The organism is Lentzea flava, from assembly GCF_014648475.1.
Classification (GTDB): domain Bacteria; phylum Actinomycetota; class Actinomycetes; order Mycobacteriales; family Pseudonocardiaceae; genus Lentzea; species Lentzea flava.
On record NZ_BMRE01000059.1, the window covers coordinates 26,200 to 45,532 of the forward strand.

At 68.1% G+C, this 19,333-nt stretch carries 19 protein-coding genes; 7 read left to right on the plus strand and 12 right to left on the minus strand.

Features of this window, described 5'->3' with window-relative positions:
* Positions 1-19: 19 nt before the first annotated feature.
* Positions 20-2,305 carry an FdhF/YdeP family oxidoreductase gene (locus IEZ09_RS39215; RefSeq protein ID WP_189258916.1) on the plus strand — a complete coding sequence of 762 codons (2,286 nt, stop codon included), beginning with the start codon at positions 20-22 and terminating at the stop codon, positions 2,303-2,305.
* Here the strand turns inward: IEZ09_RS39215 and IEZ09_RS39220 are convergent.
* Positions 2,302-3,759 carry a glycoside hydrolase family 28 protein gene (locus IEZ09_RS39220; RefSeq protein WP_189258917.1) on the minus strand — a complete coding sequence of 486 codons (1,458 nt, stop codon included), beginning with the start codon at positions 3,757-3,759 and terminating at the stop codon, positions 2,302-2,304. The two genes, IEZ09_RS39215 and IEZ09_RS39220, sit on opposite strands and share 4 nt — an antisense overlap.
* A gap of 267 nt (positions 3,760-4,026) precedes the next feature.
* Positions 4,027-4,584 carry a winged helix-turn-helix domain-containing protein gene (locus tag IEZ09_RS39225; protein ID WP_189258918.1) on the minus strand — a complete coding sequence of 186 codons (558 nt, stop codon included), beginning with the start codon at positions 4,582-4,584 and terminating at the stop codon, positions 4,027-4,029.
* A 72-nt stretch (positions 4,585-4,656) separates the two neighbouring features.
* On the opposite strand from IEZ09_RS39225, the gene IEZ09_RS39230 reads away from it, so the two are divergent.
* Entirely contained in the window at positions 4,657-5,241 is a 585-nt protein-coding gene (locus tag IEZ09_RS39230) for a DUF2238 domain-containing protein (protein ID WP_189258919.1), read from the plus strand.
* Here IEZ09_RS39230 and IEZ09_RS39235 read toward each other — a convergent pair.
* Together IEZ09_RS39235 and IEZ09_RS39240 are read right to left on the minus strand one after the other, a co-directional pair.
* Positions 5,186-5,677, minus strand: a complete 492-nt coding sequence (locus IEZ09_RS39235; RefSeq protein ID WP_112275615.1) for a hypothetical protein — start codon at positions 5,675-5,677, stop codon at positions 5,186-5,188. The genes IEZ09_RS39230 and IEZ09_RS39235 overlap by 56 nt on opposite strands.
* Before the next feature lie 47 nt (positions 5,678-5,724).
* Positions 5,725-7,239 carry a phytoene desaturase family protein gene (locus IEZ09_RS39240; RefSeq protein ID WP_189258920.1) on the minus strand — a complete coding sequence of 505 codons (1,515 nt, stop codon included), beginning with the start codon at positions 7,237-7,239 and terminating at the stop codon, positions 5,725-5,727.
* 65 nt (positions 7,240-7,304) lie between these two features.
* Here IEZ09_RS39240 and fdhD point away from each other — a divergent pair, with 65 nt between their 5' ends.
* The 3 genes from fdhD to IEZ09_RS39255 are packed head-to-tail and all read left to right on the plus strand — an operon-like array spanning position 7,305 to position 10,164.
* On the plus strand, positions 7,305-8,132 hold the full coding sequence (gene fdhD, locus IEZ09_RS39245) for a formate dehydrogenase accessory sulfurtransferase FdhD (RefSeq protein ID WP_189258921.1): 828 nt from the start codon (positions 7,305-7,307) through the stop codon (positions 8,130-8,132).
* Positions 8,119-9,249, plus strand: a complete 1,131-nt coding sequence (locus IEZ09_RS39250; protein ID WP_189258922.1) for a CaiB/BaiF CoA transferase family protein — start codon at positions 8,119-8,121, stop codon at positions 9,247-9,249. The genes fdhD and IEZ09_RS39250 overlap by 14 nt, the downstream gene beginning before the upstream one ends.
* Before the next feature lie 36 nt (positions 9,250-9,285).
* Positions 9,286-10,164: an alpha/beta hydrolase gene (locus IEZ09_RS39255; protein WP_189258923.1), complete on the plus strand. Its 879-nt coding sequence runs from the start codon at positions 9,286-9,288 to the stop codon at positions 10,162-10,164.
* A 25-nt stretch (positions 10,165-10,189) separates the two neighbouring features.
* Here IEZ09_RS39255 and IEZ09_RS39260 read toward each other — a convergent pair whose 3' ends face one another.
* Both IEZ09_RS39260 and IEZ09_RS39265 read right to left on the minus strand, forming a co-directional pair.
* Positions 10,190-11,080: an alpha/beta hydrolase gene (locus IEZ09_RS39260; RefSeq protein ID WP_189258924.1), complete on the minus strand. Its 891-nt coding sequence runs from the start codon at positions 11,078-11,080 to the stop codon at positions 10,190-10,192.
* Between the two features lie 84 nt (positions 11,081-11,164).
* Positions 11,165-12,034, minus strand: a complete 870-nt coding sequence (locus IEZ09_RS39265; RefSeq protein WP_189258925.1) for an alpha/beta fold hydrolase — start codon at positions 12,032-12,034, stop codon at positions 11,165-11,167.
* A gap of 163 nt (positions 12,035-12,197) precedes the next feature.
* On the opposite strand from IEZ09_RS39265, the gene IEZ09_RS39270 reads away from it, so the two are divergent.
* Positions 12,198-12,524 (plus strand): winged helix-turn-helix transcriptional regulator, encoded by a 327-nt coding sequence (locus IEZ09_RS39270; RefSeq protein ID WP_229813345.1) that lies wholly within the window; start codon positions 12,198-12,200, stop codon positions 12,522-12,524.
* A 43-nt stretch (positions 12,525-12,567) separates the two neighbouring features.
* Here the strand turns inward: IEZ09_RS39270 and IEZ09_RS47590 are convergent, their stop codons facing one another.
* The 6 genes from IEZ09_RS47590 to tig form a co-directional block, all read right to left on the minus strand.
* The gene (locus IEZ09_RS47590; protein WP_268247680.1) at positions 12,568-12,702 is read right to left on the minus strand and encodes a hypothetical protein; all 135 of its coding nucleotides are present in this window, start codon (positions 12,700-12,702) and stop codon (positions 12,568-12,570) included.
* A gap of 168 nt (positions 12,703-12,870) precedes the next feature.
* Positions 12,871-13,449: an RBBP9/YdeN family alpha/beta hydrolase gene (locus tag IEZ09_RS39275; RefSeq protein WP_189258927.1), complete on the minus strand. Its 579-nt coding sequence runs from the start codon at positions 13,447-13,449 to the stop codon at positions 12,871-12,873.
* A 151-nt stretch (positions 13,450-13,600) separates the two neighbouring features.
* The gene (gene clpX / locus IEZ09_RS39280) at positions 13,601-14,881 is read right to left on the minus strand and encodes an ATP-dependent Clp protease ATP-binding subunit ClpX (RefSeq protein WP_112228335.1); all 1,281 of its coding nucleotides are present in this window, start codon (positions 14,879-14,881) and stop codon (positions 13,601-13,603) included.
* Positions 14,882-15,126: 245 nt separating this feature from the next.
* Entirely contained in the window at positions 15,127-15,741 is a 615-nt protein-coding gene (locus IEZ09_RS39285; protein ID WP_112275787.1) for an ATP-dependent Clp protease proteolytic subunit, read from the minus strand.
* Positions 15,742-15,776: 35 nt separating this feature from the next.
* The gene (locus tag IEZ09_RS39290; RefSeq protein WP_189258933.1) at positions 15,777-16,361 is read right to left on the minus strand and encodes an ATP-dependent Clp protease proteolytic subunit; all 585 of its coding nucleotides are present in this window, start codon (positions 16,359-16,361) and stop codon (positions 15,777-15,779) included.
* A 145-nt stretch (positions 16,362-16,506) separates the two neighbouring features.
* Positions 16,507-17,850 carry a trigger factor gene (tig, locus tag IEZ09_RS39295; protein WP_189258928.1) on the minus strand — a complete coding sequence of 448 codons (1,344 nt, stop codon included), beginning with the start codon at positions 17,848-17,850 and terminating at the stop codon, positions 16,507-16,509.
* Between the two features lie 430 nt (positions 17,851-18,280).
* Between tig and IEZ09_RS39300 the strand changes: the two genes are divergently transcribed.
* Positions 18,281-19,180, plus strand: coding sequence for a LysR family transcriptional regulator (locus tag IEZ09_RS39300; protein ID WP_189258929.1), 900 nt, complete (start codon positions 18,281-18,283; stop codon positions 19,178-19,180).
* Positions 19,181-19,333: the final 153 nt, after the last annotated feature.

Below are 19,333 nucleotides of genomic sequence, written 5' to 3' on the forward strand. Positions count from 1 at the left end.
ATCAGCGAAGAATGCAGCCATGAGCAGCAAGCCCCCGCAGCACGACGTCGACGAGTCCGAACTCGAAGTCACCACCCCCAAGACATGGGCAGCGGGCATCCCCGGCGTGCTCGTGTCGCTCGACCGCGCGGTCGAGCAGATGGGTGTCAGCCGGACCGTCAAGACGTTGCGCCTGCTCAACCAGCGTGAAGGCTTCGACTGCCCCGGCTGCGCGTGGCCGGAGCCGCAGGGCCACCGCAAGATGGCGGAGTTCTGCGAGAACGGTGCGAAGGCCGTCGCCGAGGAGGCGACGAAGCGGCGGATCGGGCCGGAGTTCTTCGCCGAGCACTCCGTCGAGAGCCTCCGGACCAAGACGGACTACTGGCTCGGCCAGCAGGGCAGGCTCACCGAGCCGATGGTGCTGCGGCCCGGCGCCACGCATTACGCGCCGATCAGCTGGGACGCCGCGTTCACGCTCATCGCCGAGGAGCTGAACGCACTGTCCTCACCCGATGAGGCGATCTTCTACACGTCGGGCCGCACCAGCAACGAGGCCGCGTTCCTCTACCAGCTGCTGGTCCGCTCGTTCGGCACCAACAACCTGCCGGACTGCTCGAACATGTGCCACGAGTCGTCGGGCGCGGCGCTGAACGAGACCATCGGCATCGGCAAGGGCTCGGTGTCGATCTCCGACTTCGAGCTCGCCGATCTGATCGTGGTCGTCGGCCAGAACCCCGGCACGAACCACCCGCGCATGCTCAGCGCGCTGGAGGACGCCAAGAAGAACGGCGCGAAGATCATCGCCGTGAACCCGCTGCCGGAAGCGGGCCTGATGCGGTTCAAGAACCCGCAGAACGTCGCGGGCGTCGTCGGTCGCGGCACCGCGCTGTGCGACGAGTTCGTGCAGATCAAGGTCGGCGGTGACCAGGCGCTGTTCCAGGCGATCGGCCATCTCCTGCTGCAGTGGGACAAGATCGACCGCGACTTCGTCAACTCGAAGACGCACGGCTTCGAGGAGTACGCGGAGAGCCTGCGCGAGCTCGACTGGGACCGCGTGCTCACCGCGACCGGCCTCACCCGCGAGCAGATCACGCGCGTCGCCGGCATGTTCGTCGACTCGAAGCGCACGATCGCCTGCTGGGCCATGGGTCTGACGCAGCACAAGCACAGCGTGCCGACGATCCGCGAGGTCGCGAACGTCATGTTCCTGCGCGGCATGATCGGCAAGCCCGGCGCGGGCCTGTGTCCGGTGCGCGGCCACTCGAACGTGCAGGGCGACCGCACGATGGGCATCTACGAGAAGATGCCGGAGAAGTTCCTGCTGGCGCTGGAGAACGAGTTCGGCATCCAGGTGCCGCGCAAGCACGGCTACGACACCGTCGACGCCATCAACGCCATGCGTCACGGCCGCGGCAAGGTGTTCATCGCGATGGGCGGCAACTTCGTCAGCGCCACCCCGGACACGCCGGTGACCGAGAAGGCGCTGGAGCAGTGCTCGTTGACCGTGCACGTCTCCACGAAGCTCAACCGCTCGCACGTGGTCCACGGCAAGACGGCGCTCATCCTGCCCGCGTTGGGCCGCACCGAGAGCGACGTGCAGCACTCCGGCGAGCAGTTCGTGACGGTCGAGGACTCGATGTCGGTCGTGCACCGCTCGCGCGGCCGGTTGAAGCCCGCGTCCGACCAGTTGCTGTCCGAGGTGTCGATCATCTGCCGCCTGGCCCGCAAGGTCCTCGGCTCGTCCCACCCCGTCGCGTGGGAGGAGTTCGAGAAGGACTACGACGTCATCCGCGAGCACATCTCCCGCGTCGTGCCGGGCTGCGCCGACTACAACACGCGCGTGCGCCAGCCGGACGGTTTCGTGCTGCCCCACCCGCCGCGTGACTCGCGCGAGTTCGCGACGGCGACCGGCAAGGCGAACTTCACGGCGAACGAGCTGACCGTGCTGGAGGTGCCGGAGGGCCGCCTGCTGATGCAGACCCTGCGCAGCCACGACCAGTACAACACCACGATCTACGGCCTGGACGACCGCTACCGCGGCGTGAAGGACGGGCGGCGCGTGGTGTTCGTGAACCCGGACGACATCAAGGAGCTCGGGTTCTCCGACGGCCAGATGGTGAACATCGTGTCGGAGTGGAAGGACGACCCGACGGGCGTGGTGGAACGCCGCGCCGAGTCGTTCCGGATCGTCTCCTACCCGACCGCGCACGGGTGCGTGGCCACGTACTTCCCCGAGGCGAACCCCTTGGTGCCGTTGGACTCCAAGGCGGACATCTCCGGGACGCCGACCTCCAAGTCAGTCATCGTGCGCCTGGAACCGGCCTAGCACTTCTCGGTCGAACCGGTGTTCTGCGTGCGCGGTGATCCGCTGTCGCGCACGCAGAACCCCTTGGTGTTGCGGAAGAGGAAATCGGTCGGGCTGTTGGTGCCGCGCTCCCAGCCGAACGCCTCGAACGAGATGTCGGTCGCGTTGTCCGTGATCACGGCGGGCCTGCCGTCGTTCTTCGTGAACGAGACCGCGCTGCCACCGGTGAACTTGATGCGGTCGGCATAGCGGATGTACCAGCCGTACGCGGGCCGCGTGCCGATGCTGTTCGGGTTGTAGTTCTTGCGGTCGTTGCTGGGCGGGCTGGTCGACATGGTGCCGTTGCCACCCGGCACGTTGATCTTGACGTTGGTGAACGTCACGTCGGTGATGTGCCCGTCGACGTCGCCCATGATGGTCGGGCTGAACGACGGCGACGCGCCGTCGATGGTGATGTTGTCGTAGGTGACGTTCTTGATGGTGCCGACACCGGGGTTGTTGCCGCAGCGTTTGCGAGCGCCGACCTTGAGCATGATCGGCGACCGCACGCCGCTGACGGTGATGTCGCGGTAGTGCACGTCGGAGATGACCGACCCGTCCATCGACACGAGCCCGAGCCCCGACTTGTTGGAGCCCTTGATGTCGATGCGCTGGAAGTCGTAGCCGGTGAAGTCGCCGCACGTCTCCGAGCCGAACATCAACGCGTTGCAGCAGCGCGCGCTGAGCTTCGTGTCGTAGACCTTCACGTTGCCGTTGCTGAGCTTCTGCCCGAGTGCGTAGTCGCTCTTGAACGCCAGCGCGTCGTCGTTGGCCGCGAAGTTGCCGTTGGTGATCGTGACGTTGGTGGTGCTGATGACGTTCCAGCCGTCGCGGTCGCTCGCGGTGTCGATCGTGAGCCGGTCGCTGACGACGTTCTTGCAGCCGTTGATCAGCATCGCGAAGTGCCCGCCGCGCCTCAGCTTGATGCCGCTCACGGTGAGGTTCTCGCAGCGCGTCAAGGAGATGATCTTGTCGGCCTGACCGCTGCCGGGGTTGCCGGTGATCAGCGCGCCACCGCCGTCGATGGTTCCCTGGCCGACGAACGCGATGTTCGTCAGCCGGTCGCCCCAGATCATCGCGTTGTGGAAGTGGCTGTGCCCGTAGTCCTGGTACTTGTCGTTGGGGTTGGGCTCCGGCTTGTCGTAGCCGCTGCCGCTCGCGCCCATGATCGTCGCGCCCGCGTCGAGCTGGATCGTGACGTTGCTCTTGAGGTGGATGGAGTTGGGTGAGCGGTAGGTGCCGGACGGGAACCGCACGGTCCCGCCGCCGGCCGCGTTCGCCGCGGTGATCGCCTTGTTGATCGCCGCCGTGTCGTTGGCGCTGCCGTTGCCGGCCGCACCGTAGTCCTTGACGTTGTGGACCGCCGCCTGTGCCGGTTCCGCGAGCACTGTCGTGGCCAACAGTGCTGCCGCCACCGCCACGCCGAGTCTCCGCATCACGGGTAACCCTCCCGATGAAAACGTTTGCAGCGGCGGCGGGTCACACGCTACGCCGGTCGCACGCGGCCGAACAGCCTCCAGCGGCGGCGCCCTGCCACGAAGAGACCGCTCCCCGTGCCGCGAGCAGACCGGCCGACGGCTTTCTCAGGTGCGCGAACGAGCCGCCGGGCGGCCGCGTCGGCCTCGAACTCGACCTGCCGTTGCTTCGCGATAGCAAACGCATCGTGGTGCGACAACATGGCAATTTCCCCTCAGTTTCGTCAGTCAGTCGGTCGCGACCGTGACGCCCAGGAAGATGCGCACGGCGCGGGAACCCTCGGGACGCAGGGACGGGTCGTCCATGCGCTCGTTGTACTTCGTCAGCAACGCCTGCAGTTCGTTCTTGTACTCGGCGAGCTCCTCGGCGGTCAGGAACTTGGTGCTGCCGTCGGTGCCGACCGAGTCACGCCACTCCCACTCGAGCAGCTTGCGCGCGACCAGCCGTTCGCGAATCCGCTCGAACTCCTGGTCCAGGTAGGCCAGCGCGGCCGTCTCGGCAGCCATCGCACCTTCCGGATCCAGCCCGTCCGGCGAGATCGACTGCCGCGCCCTGGTGATTCGCCACGGCTTCTGCCTGCCGGGACCCTGCACCTCTTCCACGAAGCCGTACTTGGCCAGCATGTTCAGGTGGTACGAGCAGCTCGCCACGCTCTCGTCCAGCTTCTCCGAGCACTGCGTGGCAGTCAGCGGACCGCCTTCGGTCAGCACGTGGATCAGCTTCCACCGGAACGGGTGCGAGAGGGCTCGCAGCGCCTTGGGATCACGAACGCGCGGATCGGTCATGAGGCCACCGTACGCTTCTCAATAAACCTTTAGCAAGGTTCCTTGATATATAAATCCTGATATAAAACACGCATGACACGGGGGCAGCTGTGGCTGCTGGGGGCGTTCGGGGCGTTGGTCGCGGTGACGTGGATCGACCCGCCGTGGCCCGCCGAGCAGGCACTGCACAGTTCGCTGACGGCCGTCGCGCTGGTGGCGCTGTGGTTGTTGCGACGGCGGCTGGACACCGCGCAGTGGGCGTGGGCGCTGGCCTTCCTGGCGCTGCACACGATCGCGGCGCGGTGGATCTACTCGTTCGTCCCGTACGACGACTGGACGGACGCGGTGTTCGGCGTGCGGCTGTCGGAGGTGTTCTCCTGGGAGCGCAACCACTTCGACCGGCTCGTGCACTTCGCGTACGGAGTGTGCTTGACCGCGCTGCTGCGGCAGAAGTGGTTGCGCTCACTGGAGATCGTGCTGGCGACGAGCGCGCTCTACGAGCTGATGGAGTGGGCGATCGCGATGACGCTCGCGCCCGGCATCGCCGAGGCCTACAACGGCCAGCAGGGCGACATGTGGGACGCCCACGCCGACATGGCGCTGGCCGCGTTGGGAGCCCTCGTCACCAGTCTGGTGAGTTACGCGCGACGGCGGTCACCAGCGGCAACGACTCGATGACCGGCACGCGCAACAACTCGGCGGGCACGTCCGGGTCGCGCACCGGCTCGATGAGCTCCCGCAGCAGCGCGCCGACGACGTCGTCCGCGGTCTGGTCGACCTCGTGGATGAGGTCGCGCAGCTGGTCGGCCGCGTCGTTGAGCACCCGCGGCCGTTGCGGCTCCTCCAGCATCAGCGCGGCCAGCCGCAGCACCCGCCGGCAGGTGCGCAGCCGCAGGCTCCTGCTCGCCGACTCCCGCGCGCCCGCGAGCCCGAGCCGTCCACGCGTGCGCTCGATCCAGGGCTCGACCGTCTCGCGCCGCCAGATGGGGCCGGACGCGAGCTCGGCGTCCGGCTCGGGAATGCCGTGCGAGCGCCTCTTGCGCCACACAGCGACCAGCTGCCGGCTCAGCCCCATGGCGTCGGCGATTTCCGCGATCCCGTAAAAGTCCCCCACGCCGTCAACTGTAACCAGAGATGACGTGCGATGTCATCAAAAATGTCTCAAATGCGTTCGAGGACGGCCCGTGCCGCGTTGTGGCCGCCGATGCCGCTGACCCCGCCGCCGCGCCGGGAGCCCGCGCCGCAGACGAAGACGTTGTCCACGTCGGTCTCGACGCCCCACCTGCCGACCTCGTCGTCGGTCTCGGCGAACGGCCAGCCGAGCTCTCCGTGGAAGATGTTGCCACCCGGTAGACCGAGCTCTTCCTCCAGGTCCAGTGGTGTGCGTGCCTCGATGCACGGTGTGCCGTCCGCGTCGGTCGCGAGGCAGTCCTGGATCGGCTCGACCAGGTGGACGTTGAGCTGGTCGAGGTAGCGCCGCACCAGCTCGTCGCGCAGCCGTTCGTTGCGGCCTTCGAACAACGACGCGGGCAGGTGCAGGCCGAACAGCGTCAACGTCTCGTGGCCCGCCAATGACGGCCCGAGGATCGACGGGTCCGTCAGCGAGTGGCAGTACATCTCACCCGGCAGCACCGACGGCACCTGACCGGCGACGCTCTCCAGGTAAGCGGTCTCCAGCTGGTCGTAGGACTCGTCGAGGTGGAACGTGCCGGCGAACGCGAGCCGAGCGTCCACTCCGGACTTCAGCTCCGGCAGCCTGCGCAGCAGCATGTTGATCTTCAGCTGGCAGCCGGGTGCGTCGTGAACTTCCTTGCCCTGCAACCGTCCCAGCACGGAAGGGGCCACATTGGACAGTACGAACCTGGCCTCGGCCGCGGTGTCGTTGTAGGTGACGGACGCGGTCTTGCCGTCGGACTCCACAGAAGTCACGCACGCATCGGTGATGATCTCCGCACCGGCCTCGCGCGCGACCCGTTCCAGCTCGGCCGTGACGGCACCCATGCCACCGACGGGGACTTTCCACTCCCCCGAGCCGTTGCCGATCACGTGGTAGAGGAAGCACTTGTTGGCGCGCAACGAATGCAGCGAGGAGTGCGTACCGATCAACGCGTCGGTGGCGACGGCGCCCCGCACCAGGTTGTTGTCTAACAGCTCCTGCAGCGTCGCGCCGATCGGGCGTTCGAAGACCTGGTCCCACAACCGGCCGCGCGCCACCGCGTCGACGTGCACGCGCAGGTGTTCCCGTGACACCAGAGGTTCCAGCAGAGTCGGCGCCAACGCCTGAGCCATCAGCTCCAGATCTGCGTACCAGCGCTGCCACCGCTCCCAATCGTCCAGCGACCCGCACACGGCCTCGAACGACGCCACGGTCGCCGGACCGGGCTCACGTTCGACCAGCAGCCCCGTCCTGCCGTTCGGCGTGTACGACGAGGCGGCACGGGACCGCAGCGCCAGGTTGAGCCCGAGATCGGACACGATCTGGTCCGGCAGCAGCGACACCAGGTAGGAGTACCGGGACAGCCGGGCGTCGACGCCTTCCCACGGTGACGCGCTCACGGCCGCGCCGCCGACGTGCGGCAGCTTCTCCAGCACCTTGACCGACTTCCCCGCCCGTGCGAGGTACGCGGCCGCCACCAGCCCGTTGTGGCCGCCTCCCACGATCACGACGTCGTCCATGCCCCGAGATCCCTCCCACGTAGCCTGGTCGGTGGGGAACATAGCGGTCCGAAGGAGATGTGCACATGGGCCGAGTGACGGTGCGCCGAGCGGTCGAGCGGGTGTCGCCGAACGGTCGGCGGCGCCGGGTGGACGCCCTGGCCGCCGAGGAACCGCTGGAGCTGAGGGTCAACGGGAAGTCGTTGGCCGTCACGATGCGCACTCCCGGCCAGGACGTCGAGCTCGCGCACGGCTTCCTGCTCAGCGAGGGCGTGATCGGCTGCGCGGAGGACGTCTCGATCGCCCGGTTCTGCGAGGGCACCGGGCCAGACGGCATGAACACCTACAACGTGCTGGACATCGCGCTGGCCGACGGAGTGCCGCCGCCTGACACCGGCGTGGAGCGGAACTTCTACACCACGTCGTCGTGCGGCGTGTGCGGGAAGGCCGCGCTGGACGCGGTGAAGCTCAAGACCCGCCACTCCCCCGCGCTCGACCCGGTGCGGGTGACGGCCGGGGCGTTGACGGGCTTCCCGGACGCGTTGCGGGAGCGGCAGAAGGTCTTCGAGAGCACCGGAGGGCTGCACGCGGCGGGTCTGTTCCGCGACGGCGAGCTGCTGGTGGTGCGCGAGGACGTGGGCAGGCACAACGCCGTCGACAAGGTGCTGGGCTGGGCGGTGCTGCAGAACCTCGTGCCGCTGACCGGCGCGGCGCTGATGGTGTCCGGGCGGGCGTCGTTCGAGCTCGTGCAGAAGGCCGCGATGGCCGGAATTCCGGTGCTCGCCGCGGTGTCGGCGCCGTCGTCGCTCGCCGTGGAACTGGCCGAGGAGCAGGGCATGACGCTCATCGGGTTCCTGCGCGGCGACTCGATGAACGTCTACACCGGAGGGGAGCGCGTGCTTGAGACCGCTTGACGGCGTCGTGGTGGTGAGCCTGGAGCAGGCCGTCGCCGTCCCGTACGCGACGCGGCTGCTGGCAGACCTCGGGGCACGCGTGATCAAGATCGAACGGCCCGGTGTCGGCGACTTCGCGCGGCACTACGACTCGGCGTGCGGCGAGGTGTCGTCGTACTTCGCGTGGACGAACGTCGGCAAGGAGTCGGTGTCGCTCGACATCAACCACCTGGACGGCCGTGAGGTGCTGCAACGGCTGGTCGCGCGCGCCGACGTGCTGTTGTGCAACCTGTCGCCGCGCGTGTGGTCGCGCCTGGCGCTGGAGCTGCCGGAGACGTTGATCGTCGGTGAGCTGTCCGGCTACGGCTGGGACGGCCCGTACGCGGACCGCAAGGCGTTCGACGCGCTGGTGCAGTCCGAGACCGGGCTGGTGTCGCTGACCGGCGAAGGCGACGTGATGGCGCGGGCCGGCATCTCGGTCGCGGACATCGCGGCGGGCGTCCAGCTGCACGCGGCCGTGCTGGCGGCGTTGCTGCAGAAGGCGCGGACGGGTTCCGGCGCGCGGCTGCGGCTGTCGCTGTTCGAGGCGATGGCCGAGTGGATGCACCAGCCGATGCTCTACGCCGCCGGGACGGGTGCCGCCGCCCCGCGCTCGGGCGCGCACCACCCGAGCATCGCGCCGTACGGACCGGTGGCCTGCGCGGACGGTGCCGTGCATCTGGCCGTGCAGAACGACGGCCAGTGGCAGCGGTTGTGCGGGCTGATCGGGCTCGTTCCCGAGGAGAGGTTCGCCACAGTGGCCTCTCGCGTGGAGCACCGCGACGAGCTGCAGAAACTGCTCGAACAGGCGTTTTCCGGCATGACAGCGGCCGAGCTGCTGACCGCGCTGGACCAGGCTGACGTGCCGGCCGCACTGACCAGGCCGATCACCGACCTGCCCAACCACCCGCAGCTCAGCACGTGGGTTGACGTGCAGGTTCCCGGCGGCTCGGCGCGCACGCTGCCGCCGCCGGTCCGCGGCTTCGAGTGGTCACCGGGTGCGGTGCCCGCCCTCGGTGCGCACAATGTTCACGTGCTCCGCTGGCTGGGTTACTCCGAAGAGGAACTGACCTCCTTACGCGCGCGTTCCGTGTTCTAGGGAAACGAGGACCGGGACCCACGCGATGAGGTGAGCATGGGGGAACCGAGGTACAGCCGCCGCACACTCTTCGCCGCCGTCGGCGCCGTCATGGCGACCGCCGCCGGCACCGCGATGTACGTGTCGGCGCAGCAGGGCGACGAGCGCCAGATCGCCACGGCCGACCGCGTGGCCGCCACGTCGAGCGCCACGCCGTCCGTGCGCTACGAGCGCGTGTACTCGGCCGCCCGCCACCGCGAGGTCACGCTGGCCTTCTACACCCCCGCGAACGCGGCCCCGCGCGGCCTGCCCGTGTCGATCCTTCTGCACGGCCTGCACGGCGACGCCAGGCACGCCGCCATCGGCAACCTCACCGACGTCCTCGCCAACGCCGTGGCCAAGGGCTCGGTGCCCGCGTTCGGCTTCGTCGCGGTCGACGGCGGCGACAACTACTGGCACGAGAACACCCCCGGCGACGACCCGATGAAGATGCTGCTCGACGAGCTGCCCACCTGGTTGCGCGAGCGCGGCTACGGCGAGCCCTTCGCGGTCACCGGCGTCTCCATGGGCGGCTTCGGCGCCCTGCTCTACGCCCGCCGCCGCGCCGAACGCGGCGACCCGGTCGCCGCGGCCGCCGCCATCTCCCCCGGCCTGATCACCTCGTGGCCGGAGATGGCCAAGCGCCGCGCGTTCAAGAACGAGGCCGAGTGGGCGTCGCTCGACCCGCTGCGGCACCTCCACGCGACCGGCTCGACCGCGCTCGGCGTGTGGATCGGGGACCAGGACCGGTTCATCGTGGGGACGCGGCGGTTCATCCGCGACGTCAAGCCGGAGGTGGGGACGGTGAAGCCGGGTGGGCACGACGACGGCTTCTACCGGAAGGTGACGCCGGACGTCGTCCGGTTCCTGGCCAAGTACGCCAAGAAGGCCGTCTGACGTCGCGGGGAGGGTGGGTCGCCGCTCACGGCTTCAGCGCCGTGTGGACGAAGGTGGCCGCGCGGGTCATCGCCGCGTCGGCCTCGTCCCAGGAGGCGGCGAACGCCTGGAAGACGTGCGTCGCCTGCGCAGTGACGTCGAGCGTCACCGACACGTCGGCCGCCACCAGCCGTGCGGCGAGCCGGGTGGAGTCGTCCAGCAGCACCTCGTCCGAGCCGACCTGGATCAACGTGGCCGGCAGACCGCGCAGGTCCGCGAACAGCGGGCTGTGCCGTTCTGAAGTGGACGTGTCGCCGACGTAGTCACGCACGCGGCGTTCGAGGGCGGTGCGGCTCACGATGAAGTCCGCCTCGGCTCTGGCCGTCATCGAATCGCCGCTGAGCGTGAGGTCAACCCACGGCGAGAACAGCAACGCCGCGGCGGGCATCGGCTCGCCGCTGGAGGAAAGAGCCGCCAGCAGGCCGAGCGCCACTCCGCCGCCGGCCGACTCGCCGGCGACTACCACCTGCTGCGGATCGACCCCGGAGGCGATCAAGCCGCGATAAGCGCGCACGGCGTCGTCGATGGCGGCAGGGGCGGGATGCTCGGGTGCCAACCGGTAGTCGATGGTGCTCACTCGCGTCCGTGACCTGCGAGCGAGGTCTGCGACGATCCCCAGCGAGCTGCGCGCCGACCCGAGCACGTACGCCCCGCCGTGGAAGTACAGGACGGTGCCCACGCCGGGCTCTTCCGCGAGTTCCACCAGGAGGCCGGTGACCGTGTCGTAGCGGACTTCGGTGACGATGACGTCGTCAGGGACGGGATGGTGGGCCAGCAACTGCTCGAACAGGATGCGCTGTTCGTGGACCGCACCGCCGAGATCGAGAGGGGACGACGCGCGAAGGCGCCGGATGGCCTCTCGCTGCTCGCGGCTCATGCTTGCTCCTTGCTGTGGGTTCGAGTCGGGTTGTCAGTCGGGGTTGTCAGTCGCGGTGGTCCCGGAGGGGCTTGACGGTGCGAATCAGACGGCCCGAGCGTGCTCGATGAGGAGCTCGGCGAAGGCGTCCGGCTGGTCGATCGGTGTGATGTGCCCGCAGTCCTCGAGCACGTGCTGGGTGAGCCGCCCGGCAATCGGTTCGAGCTGACGGGCGGTGGCCTCGGCGACCACACCGCCGCCGATGGCGAGAGTCGGCGTCGTCAGTCGCTGGTGCTGTGCCCAGTACCCGATCCACTCCGCGGTGGCCGGCATCGCGCGGTAGTGGTCGAAGGCGTTGCTGAGACTCGTCCTGTCCCGGTAGGCCCCGACGATCAGCCGTGCGAGGTCCGCCGGAAGGCCACGGCGACTGCCGGCGGAGAGGAAGAAGTGGACGTAGCGCTCCGCCGAACTCTCCAGGACGTCCTCGGCCAGGCCGCCGGGCGCCTGGTGGAAGCCGAACCACCACGGCGGCCCCTGCCCCAGGAAGGCTTCGGCGCCGGGCAGAAGCCCGACCAGCCCTTCGGACAGCGTCAGGCTGGTGACGCGCTCGGGCGACGACGCTGCCAGGGCGAACGCCGGTGCGACACCGAGATCGATGCCCACGACGTGTGCTTCCCCGGCACCGAGGACGTCCAGCAGCCGGAGCAAATCCGCGGCGATCGCGGGCGCCTCGTAGCCGCGGACGGCGGGTGAGCTGTCGCCCAGCCCGTGCAGGTCCGGTGCGATGGCCCGGAAACCCGCCGCGGCCAGCCGGGGCGCGACGTCGCGCCAGATCGCGCGGGTGTGCGGGAAGCCGTGCAGCAGCAGCACGGCCGGGCCGTGCCCGAGAGTCTCCACGGCGAGTTCGACCCCGTCGACCGGTATCCGGCGCACAGTCGCGCCGGGAAGGTGAGCAGACAGAGCCAGCTGGCGCACAGGTGTCCTCCTTGGTTACCGTATGGAACGTGGTAACCATATGAAACCTATGCTGAACACGGAAGAAGGCACTTTGTCGACACCAGGTGACGTCGTGGTAACTGCCCCGAGGCAGGGGAACCTGTTCGATCCCCTTTGCCCCACAAGGCTCCTGCTCGACCGGGTGGGTTCGCGATGGACGACCATGGCGGTGCTGTCGCTGGCCGCCGCCGAGGGCGAGCTGCGGTTCACCGAGTTGAAACGCGAGATGACCGGTGTGTCGCAGAAGATGCTGGCGCACACGCTCAAGGCACTGGAACGGGATGGAATTGTCGATCGCCGTGTCGAGGCGAGCAAGCCACCACGGGTGTACTACCGCCTCACCGACCTGGGCATGACGCTCGTCGCTCCGCTGCGGAGCCTGCGGGCGTGGGCCGAGCAGTACATACCTCTGGTCCAGCACAACTGCGCCGTGTTCGACGCCGCCGACCGCCCGGACAGCCACGGCTGACAACTGCGAACACGCCTGTCCTCACGCAAACGGAACTCGACGGCTACTCGATCTCCTGACCTGCGACTTCGATGCGACGATCACGCAGTTCGGAGATCTTCGCGTTGACTGCGACGGAGACGCCGGTCGTCCGGTAGCCGAGCAGGTGGTTGATCCTGATCACGTGCTCGTTTGTCACTGCCGGTCCCGGTGTGCACGCGGTCCATCTCCGGCCGGTGTTCCCGCAGCCACCGCAGCATCCGGGCCTTCACGCACAGTCCGAGGCCATGGCCGTGTTCGGAGGGGACCACCGCGGTGTCCCGCTGAACACCCCAGGCGGGCAACGTCGGGTAGAAGTCCAGCAGGGTCAGCGCGGCGACAGCGGCACCGTCTTCGACCGCACCCACTTGAGCACCGACGGCCACTCCCCATAGCCCGCGTCGACGTTGATGTGCCCGGCGCCGGGCACCACGTCGACCTCGACACGCAACGCCTCGGCGAGCTGCTTCCCGACCGGCACCGGCAGGTACGGGTCGCCCTCACCCAGGACCAGGCGCGTCTCGGTGGCTGCCCGGCGCAGGCCGGCCAGGTCGAGCGGGGCTGGGAAGAACGACTTGATGGCCGGTTCCGGGTAGTCGGGCGCGGGCGGCGCCACCAGCAGGACGCGGTCGACGTGCTTGATGCCTTCCCGTGCCGCGTGGTGCAGCCACAGGTAGCAGCCGAGCGAGTGCGCGAGGACGACCCGTTCGCGGTCGGCCGGGGCGGCTTCCAGGTGCGTGTCGAGCTCGCGCAGCCACGTGGCCAGGTCGGGCTGGTCCGGGTCGCTGAAATGCGGCATGTCGGCGAGGCCGCCGTGCTCGGACACCGTGCGGGCGAGCCAGGTCTGCCAGTGGTCGGGACCCGATCCGGTCCAGCCGTGGAGGATGAGCACGTGGGGCAGCGACATGCCACCACCTTAGAACGCCGAATGGGCGCCGGTGTGATCACACCGGCGCCCATTCGGTAGACCCAACTACGCGGACTTCTCCCGGGGGTTCGGGGGTGTCCCCCGACCGACACCGGAGAGAAGTCCTCGGCGAGCGCTTTCGGCGAGCGCGCTAGGCCGACTTCTCCCGCCGTTCCCGGCGCGAGGGCTGCCGAGCGACGATCGTCGGGTTCACGTTCTCCTTCACCGTCTGCTCGGTGATGACGACCTTGGCGACGTCCGTGCGGCTCGGGATGTCGTACATCACCGGGAGCAGGACCTCTTCCATGATCGCGCGCAGGCCGCGGGCACCGGTTCCGCGCAGGATCGCCTGGTCGGCGACCGCCTCGAGCGCGGTCTTGGTGAACTCCAGCTCGACGCCGTCCATCTCGAAGAGCTTCTGGTACTGCTTGACCAGGGCGTTCTTCGGCTCGGTGAGGATCTGCACCAGGGACGGCTTGTCGAGGTTCGTCACGGAGGCGACCATCGGCAGACGCCCGATGAACTCGGGGATCAGGCCGAACTTGATCAGGTCCTCCGGCATGGAGTCGGCGAAGTAGTCCGCAGCGTCCACCTCGGCCTTGGAGCGGACCTCGGCACCGAAGCCCAGGCCGCGCTTGCCGACGCGGTCCTGAATGATCTTCTCCAGGCCCGCGAAGGCGCCTGCCACGATGAACAGCACGTTCGTCGTGTCGATCTGGATGAACTCCTGGTGCGGGTGCTTGCGGCCGCCCTGCGGGGGCACCGACGCCGTGGTGCCTTCCAGGATCTTGAGCAGCGCCTGCTGCACGCCCTCGCCGGAGACGTCGCGGGTGATCGACGGGTTTTCACTCTTTCGAGCGATCTTGTCGACCTCGTCGATGTAAATGATGCCCGTCTCGGCGCGCTTCACGTCGTAGTCGGCGGCCTGGATGAGCTTCAGGAGGATGTTCTCGACGTCCTCACCGACGTAGCCGGCCTCCGTCAGCGCTGTCGCGTCGGCGATGGCGAACGGCACGTTCAGCATCTTCGCGAGCGTCTGCGCGAGGTAGGTCTTGCCGCAGCCCGTGGGGCCGAGCATCAGAATGTTGGACTTCGCCAGCTCAACGCCGTCGTCACGACCCTCGCGCCCGCGGTCGCCCGCCTGGATGCGCTTGTAGTGGTTGTAGACCGCGACGGAGAGGGTGCGCTTGGCATCACTCTGGCCGATGACGTACTGGTCGAGGAACTCGTGGATCTCGGCGGGCTTCGGCAGCTCGTCGAGCTTCACGTCGCCGGCCTCGGCCAGCTCCTCCTCGATGATCTCGTTGCAGAGATCGATGCACTCATCGCAGATGTAGACGCCGGGGCCGGCGATGAGTTTCTTCACCTGCTTCTGGCTCTTTCCGCAGAAAGAGCACTTCAGCAAGTCGCCGCCGTCACCGATACGCGCCATGACCGCTGACCTATGTCCCCTCCGGCGCACACCTGCTGTAGTGCGCCTGCTGACTTGCTGTGGCAGTCCCACTGGCTGTGGGTGCTGAGCCCGTTCTCCTGACGGTACCTGGCCTACCCCGTTTCAGGGGAGGACCAGCGTCCCCCCGACACGCGGATCAGGCCAGTTAACCGGTCACATCGGCGTGTCGGGTGGGCGAACGGTGCCCGAAGGCTGGGTTCCCAGCCTTCGGGACGACCTACTCATCAGGACTTGGCGGAAAGCTTCCGGTAGGGCAGCACCGAGTCGACGATGCCGTACTCCTTGGCCTCCTCGGCCGTGAGGATCCGGTCGCGCTCGATGCTCTCGCGGACCTCCTCTGCCGTCCGGTTGGTGTGCCGCGCGAGGGTGGACTCCATCAGGCGGCGCACGCGCTGGATCTCGTTCGACTGGATCTCCAGGTCGGACACCTGACCGTACGCGCCCTCCATCGAAGGCTGGTGGATCAGGATTCGGGCGTTCGGCAGCGCGTGGCGCTTGCCGGGCGTACCCGCGGCCAGCAGCACCGCGGCGGCCGAGGCGGCCTGGCCGAGGCAGTACGTCTGGATGTCCGGGCGGACGAACTGCATGGTGTCGTAGATGGCCATCAGGGAGGTGAACGAGCCACCCGGCGAGTTGATGTACATCAGGATGTCGCGGTCCGGGTCCTCGGACTCGAGCACCAGCAGCTGCGCCATGACGTCGTTGGCCGAGGCGTCGTCAACCTGCACGCCGAGGAAGATGATGCGCTCCTCGAACAGCTTGTTGTACGGGTTCGACTCCTTCATGCCGTAGCTGGTGCGCTCGACGAACGAGGGCAGCACGTAGCGCGACTGAGGCATGTGGAACTGGCTCACTTCGAGATCTCCTCAGCTTCCTAGTTGCCCGAGCGCACGGACTGGGGGCGAGTGACGACCTTGTCGACAAAGCCGTACTCCAGCGCCTCCTGCGCGGTGAACCAGCGGTCGCGGTCCGAGTCCTGGATGATCCGCTCGACCGGCTGACCGGTGTGCTCGGCGATGAGCTCCGCCATCTCGCGCTTGGTGCGCGTCAGCATGTCCGCCTGGATCGCGATGTCCGCGGCCGTACCGCCGACACCCGCCGACGGCTGGTGCATGAGGATGCGCGCGTGCGGGAGCGCGTGGCGCTTGCCGGGGGCACCCGCGGAGAGCAGGAACTGCCCCATCGAGGCCGCGAGGCCCATCGCGTACGTGGCCACGTCCGGCTCGATGAGCTGCATCGTGTCGTAGATGGCCATACCCGCCGTGACGGAGCCACCCGGCGAGTTGATGTAGAGGGTGATGTCCTTCTCGGGGTCCTCAGCGGCGAGAAGCAGCAGCTGAGCGGTGATCTGGTTGGCGATGCCCTCTTCGACCTGCGATCCCAGGACGATGATCCGCTCGCGGAGCAGCCGCTCGTACACCGAGTCGTTGAGGTTCATCCCGGCGGTGGCCGACCGCATCTCGGGGGTCGGGAAGGAGTGCTGCGTCACGTCTGCCTGCCTAACTCCAGGTGGAACGAATCTGGATGCGAAAACTCTCTGCGATCGACCTTAACGAAGGCGGGCGGCGTCAGATGCCCGACACCGCCCGCGTTCGCTCAGGGCTTTATTCCGCGTCCTCTTCGGACTTGGTCTCACCGAAGAGCTCGTCGAGGTCCAGCTTCTGACCGGCCGTGTCGCTCACCGAGGCCTGGCGCACGACGCTCGCGAGCGCCTTGCCGCGGCGCACGTCGGCGAAGATCGCGCCGAGCTGACCCGACTGCTGGGCGCGCTTGACGTACTCGTCGGGGCTGATGCCGAAGCGCTGGGCCTGGTAGATGATCCGCTCGGTCAGCTCGCCGTCGGACACGGTGACCTGCTCGGCGTCGGCGATCGAGTCGAGCACCAGCTGCGTCTTGACGGCCTGCTCGGCGGCCTTGCGCAGCTCGGCGTCGAACTCCTCCTCCGTCTGGCCCTGCTCGGCCAGCCACTCGGCGAACTTCGCCTCGTCGTGGTCGAAGGCGTGCACGGCGTCGTGCTTGCGCGCGTCGATCTCGCCCTGGACGATGCCCTCCGGCAGCGGCACCTCGGTGGTCTCGAGCAGCGCCTCGAGCACCTTGTCGCGCGCCTGGACGCCCTGCTGCATCTTCTTGACGCGGCCCAGGCGGGTCTGCAGGTCGGCCTTGAGCTCGTCGAGCGTGTCGAACTCGCTGGCGAGCTGCGCGAACTCGTCGTCCAGCTCGGGGAGCTGACGCTCCTTGACGGTGTTCAGCACGACGGTGACCTCGGCCTCGCGGCCCTGGTGCTCACCGGCGACGAGCGTGGTGGTGAACGTCTTGGTCTCGCCCTCGGAGGCGCCGATCAGTGCGTCGTCGATGCCCTCGACGAGCTGCCCGGAGCCGATCTCGTAGGACAGGCCGCTGGTGCGCGCCTCCTCGACCTCTTCGCCGTCGACGGTGGCCGACAGGTCGACGATGACGAAGTCACCGGTCTCGGCCGGGCGGGACACACCGGTCAGCGTGCCGAAGCGCGCACGGAGCTCGTCGAGCTGCGTGGCCACGTCCTCGTCGGTGACCTCCTGCTCGTCGACGGTCACGGCGAGCTCGCCGAACGCGGGCACGGTGATCTCGGGACGAACGTCGACCTCGGCGGTGAACTCGAGCGTCTCGCCGTCCTCGATCTTGGTGACCTCGAAGTCGGGCCGGCCGAGCGTGCGCACCTCACCCGCGGAGACCGCCTCCAGGTACTTGGCCAGGATGGCCTCCTGGATGACCTCGTCCAGGACCGGTGCGCGGCCGATGCGGCTCTCCAGCACCTTGGCCGGGGCCTTGCCCGGACGGAAGCCGGGGATGCGAACCTGCTTCGCGAGCTTCCGGTACGCCTGGTCGAAGTTCGACTTGAGCTCGTCGAACGGCACCTCGACGTTGATCCGGACCCTCGTCGGGCTCAGGTGCTCGACGGTGCTCTTCAACGTGGACTCCTCGTAACGAACAAGAACGTGCAGACAGCCGGTACCGCCTGATGTGGCGCCCGGATTCCCAGCGAGTCTAGGCGAGACCCGCACCGTGACCGCCGCCACCCCGGTCCGAACGACCCCCGGCGACCCGAAGCGATCACCCCGCCCCGCGTCGCCGGACGACCCGCCACCGCCACCTCCTTGTTCACCCGGCGAACAACTTCACGGAAAAGAGTCACGCAACTACGGCCCGTCGAAGACCCCGTCTCAATTTCACTCTTTCGGCGGGCAACCACCATTCCGGCACGATCAAGATGACTCCATAAGCACTAATCATCGCCGCGCAGCCGACAGGTAGCGTTACAGCTCCCGCACCACCCGTAACAGGACCACGGGAACGAACGAGAAAAAGTCGTCGCATCGATTTACTCCGAGGACCCGCCTGATGGAGACACGCCAGCTTCTCGCGTTCACGACCGTGGTACAGACAGGGAGCTTCACCAAGGCCGCAGCCACGCTCAACTGCTCGCAGCCAACCATCACCACCCGCATCAAGGCCCTCGAGGAGGCCCTCGGCGTCGTCCTTTTCCGACGCCTCCCGAGAGGTATCCAGATGACGTCGGCGGGCGTCGAACTGCTCCCCTTCGCACGAAACATCATCAACCTCACCGAAAAGGCCCGAAAAGCCATAACGATGAACGGTGAGCCCCACGGCAAACTAGTCATCGGCTCCGCACAGAGTTTGACCGACTACCGTCTGCTACCACTCATCGAATACATGTGCTGGCGCTACCCGTCCGTCCAACTCTCACTGCACTCGCGCAACACCCTGAACAACCTGAACTCGGTCCGCGACGGCGCCCTCGACTGCGCCTTCTTCATCGGCGCCATCGAACCCCGCGAGGGCCTGGAAACCACGGTCCTGTGCCCCGAACCGCTGGTGATGGTCGCGAGCCCGAACCACGTGCTGACCCAACGCCAGTCCCTGACCGACGACGACTTCACGAGCACGACCCTCATCCGAGCCGAGAACGGCGCCTCCTACCACGAGCTCTTCGAAAGCTCCCTGGGCAACGACGACACCCGCGCCCCCATCCTGGAACTGGACTCGGTGGACGCCACCAAACGAGCCGTGGCCTCAGGCCTGGGCATCGCCCTGATGCCCGAGGTGACCGTGGCCGCAGAACTGGCCGACGGCAGGTTGGTCCGCTTGCCCTGGTCCGCGAACTTCCGCGTCTACACGCAGTTCGGCTGGCGCCAGGACAACTCGACGAACCCGGCGGTGACGGCTCTGGTGTCCGCAGCGGCCCAGGTGGTGAGCGACCAGGTCGCGTCCCTGACCTGACACCAGCACCAGCCCACAGCTACCGGCACCGGCACCGGCACCCCAACGACACCGGCAACGGCCGCCGGCGGGCGCTGGGCAGCGAAGGCGGAGCCGAGCCCCAAGCGATGGCGCAGCCGAGCAGTCCTTGGCATACCGGGCTGGTGGGGTGGG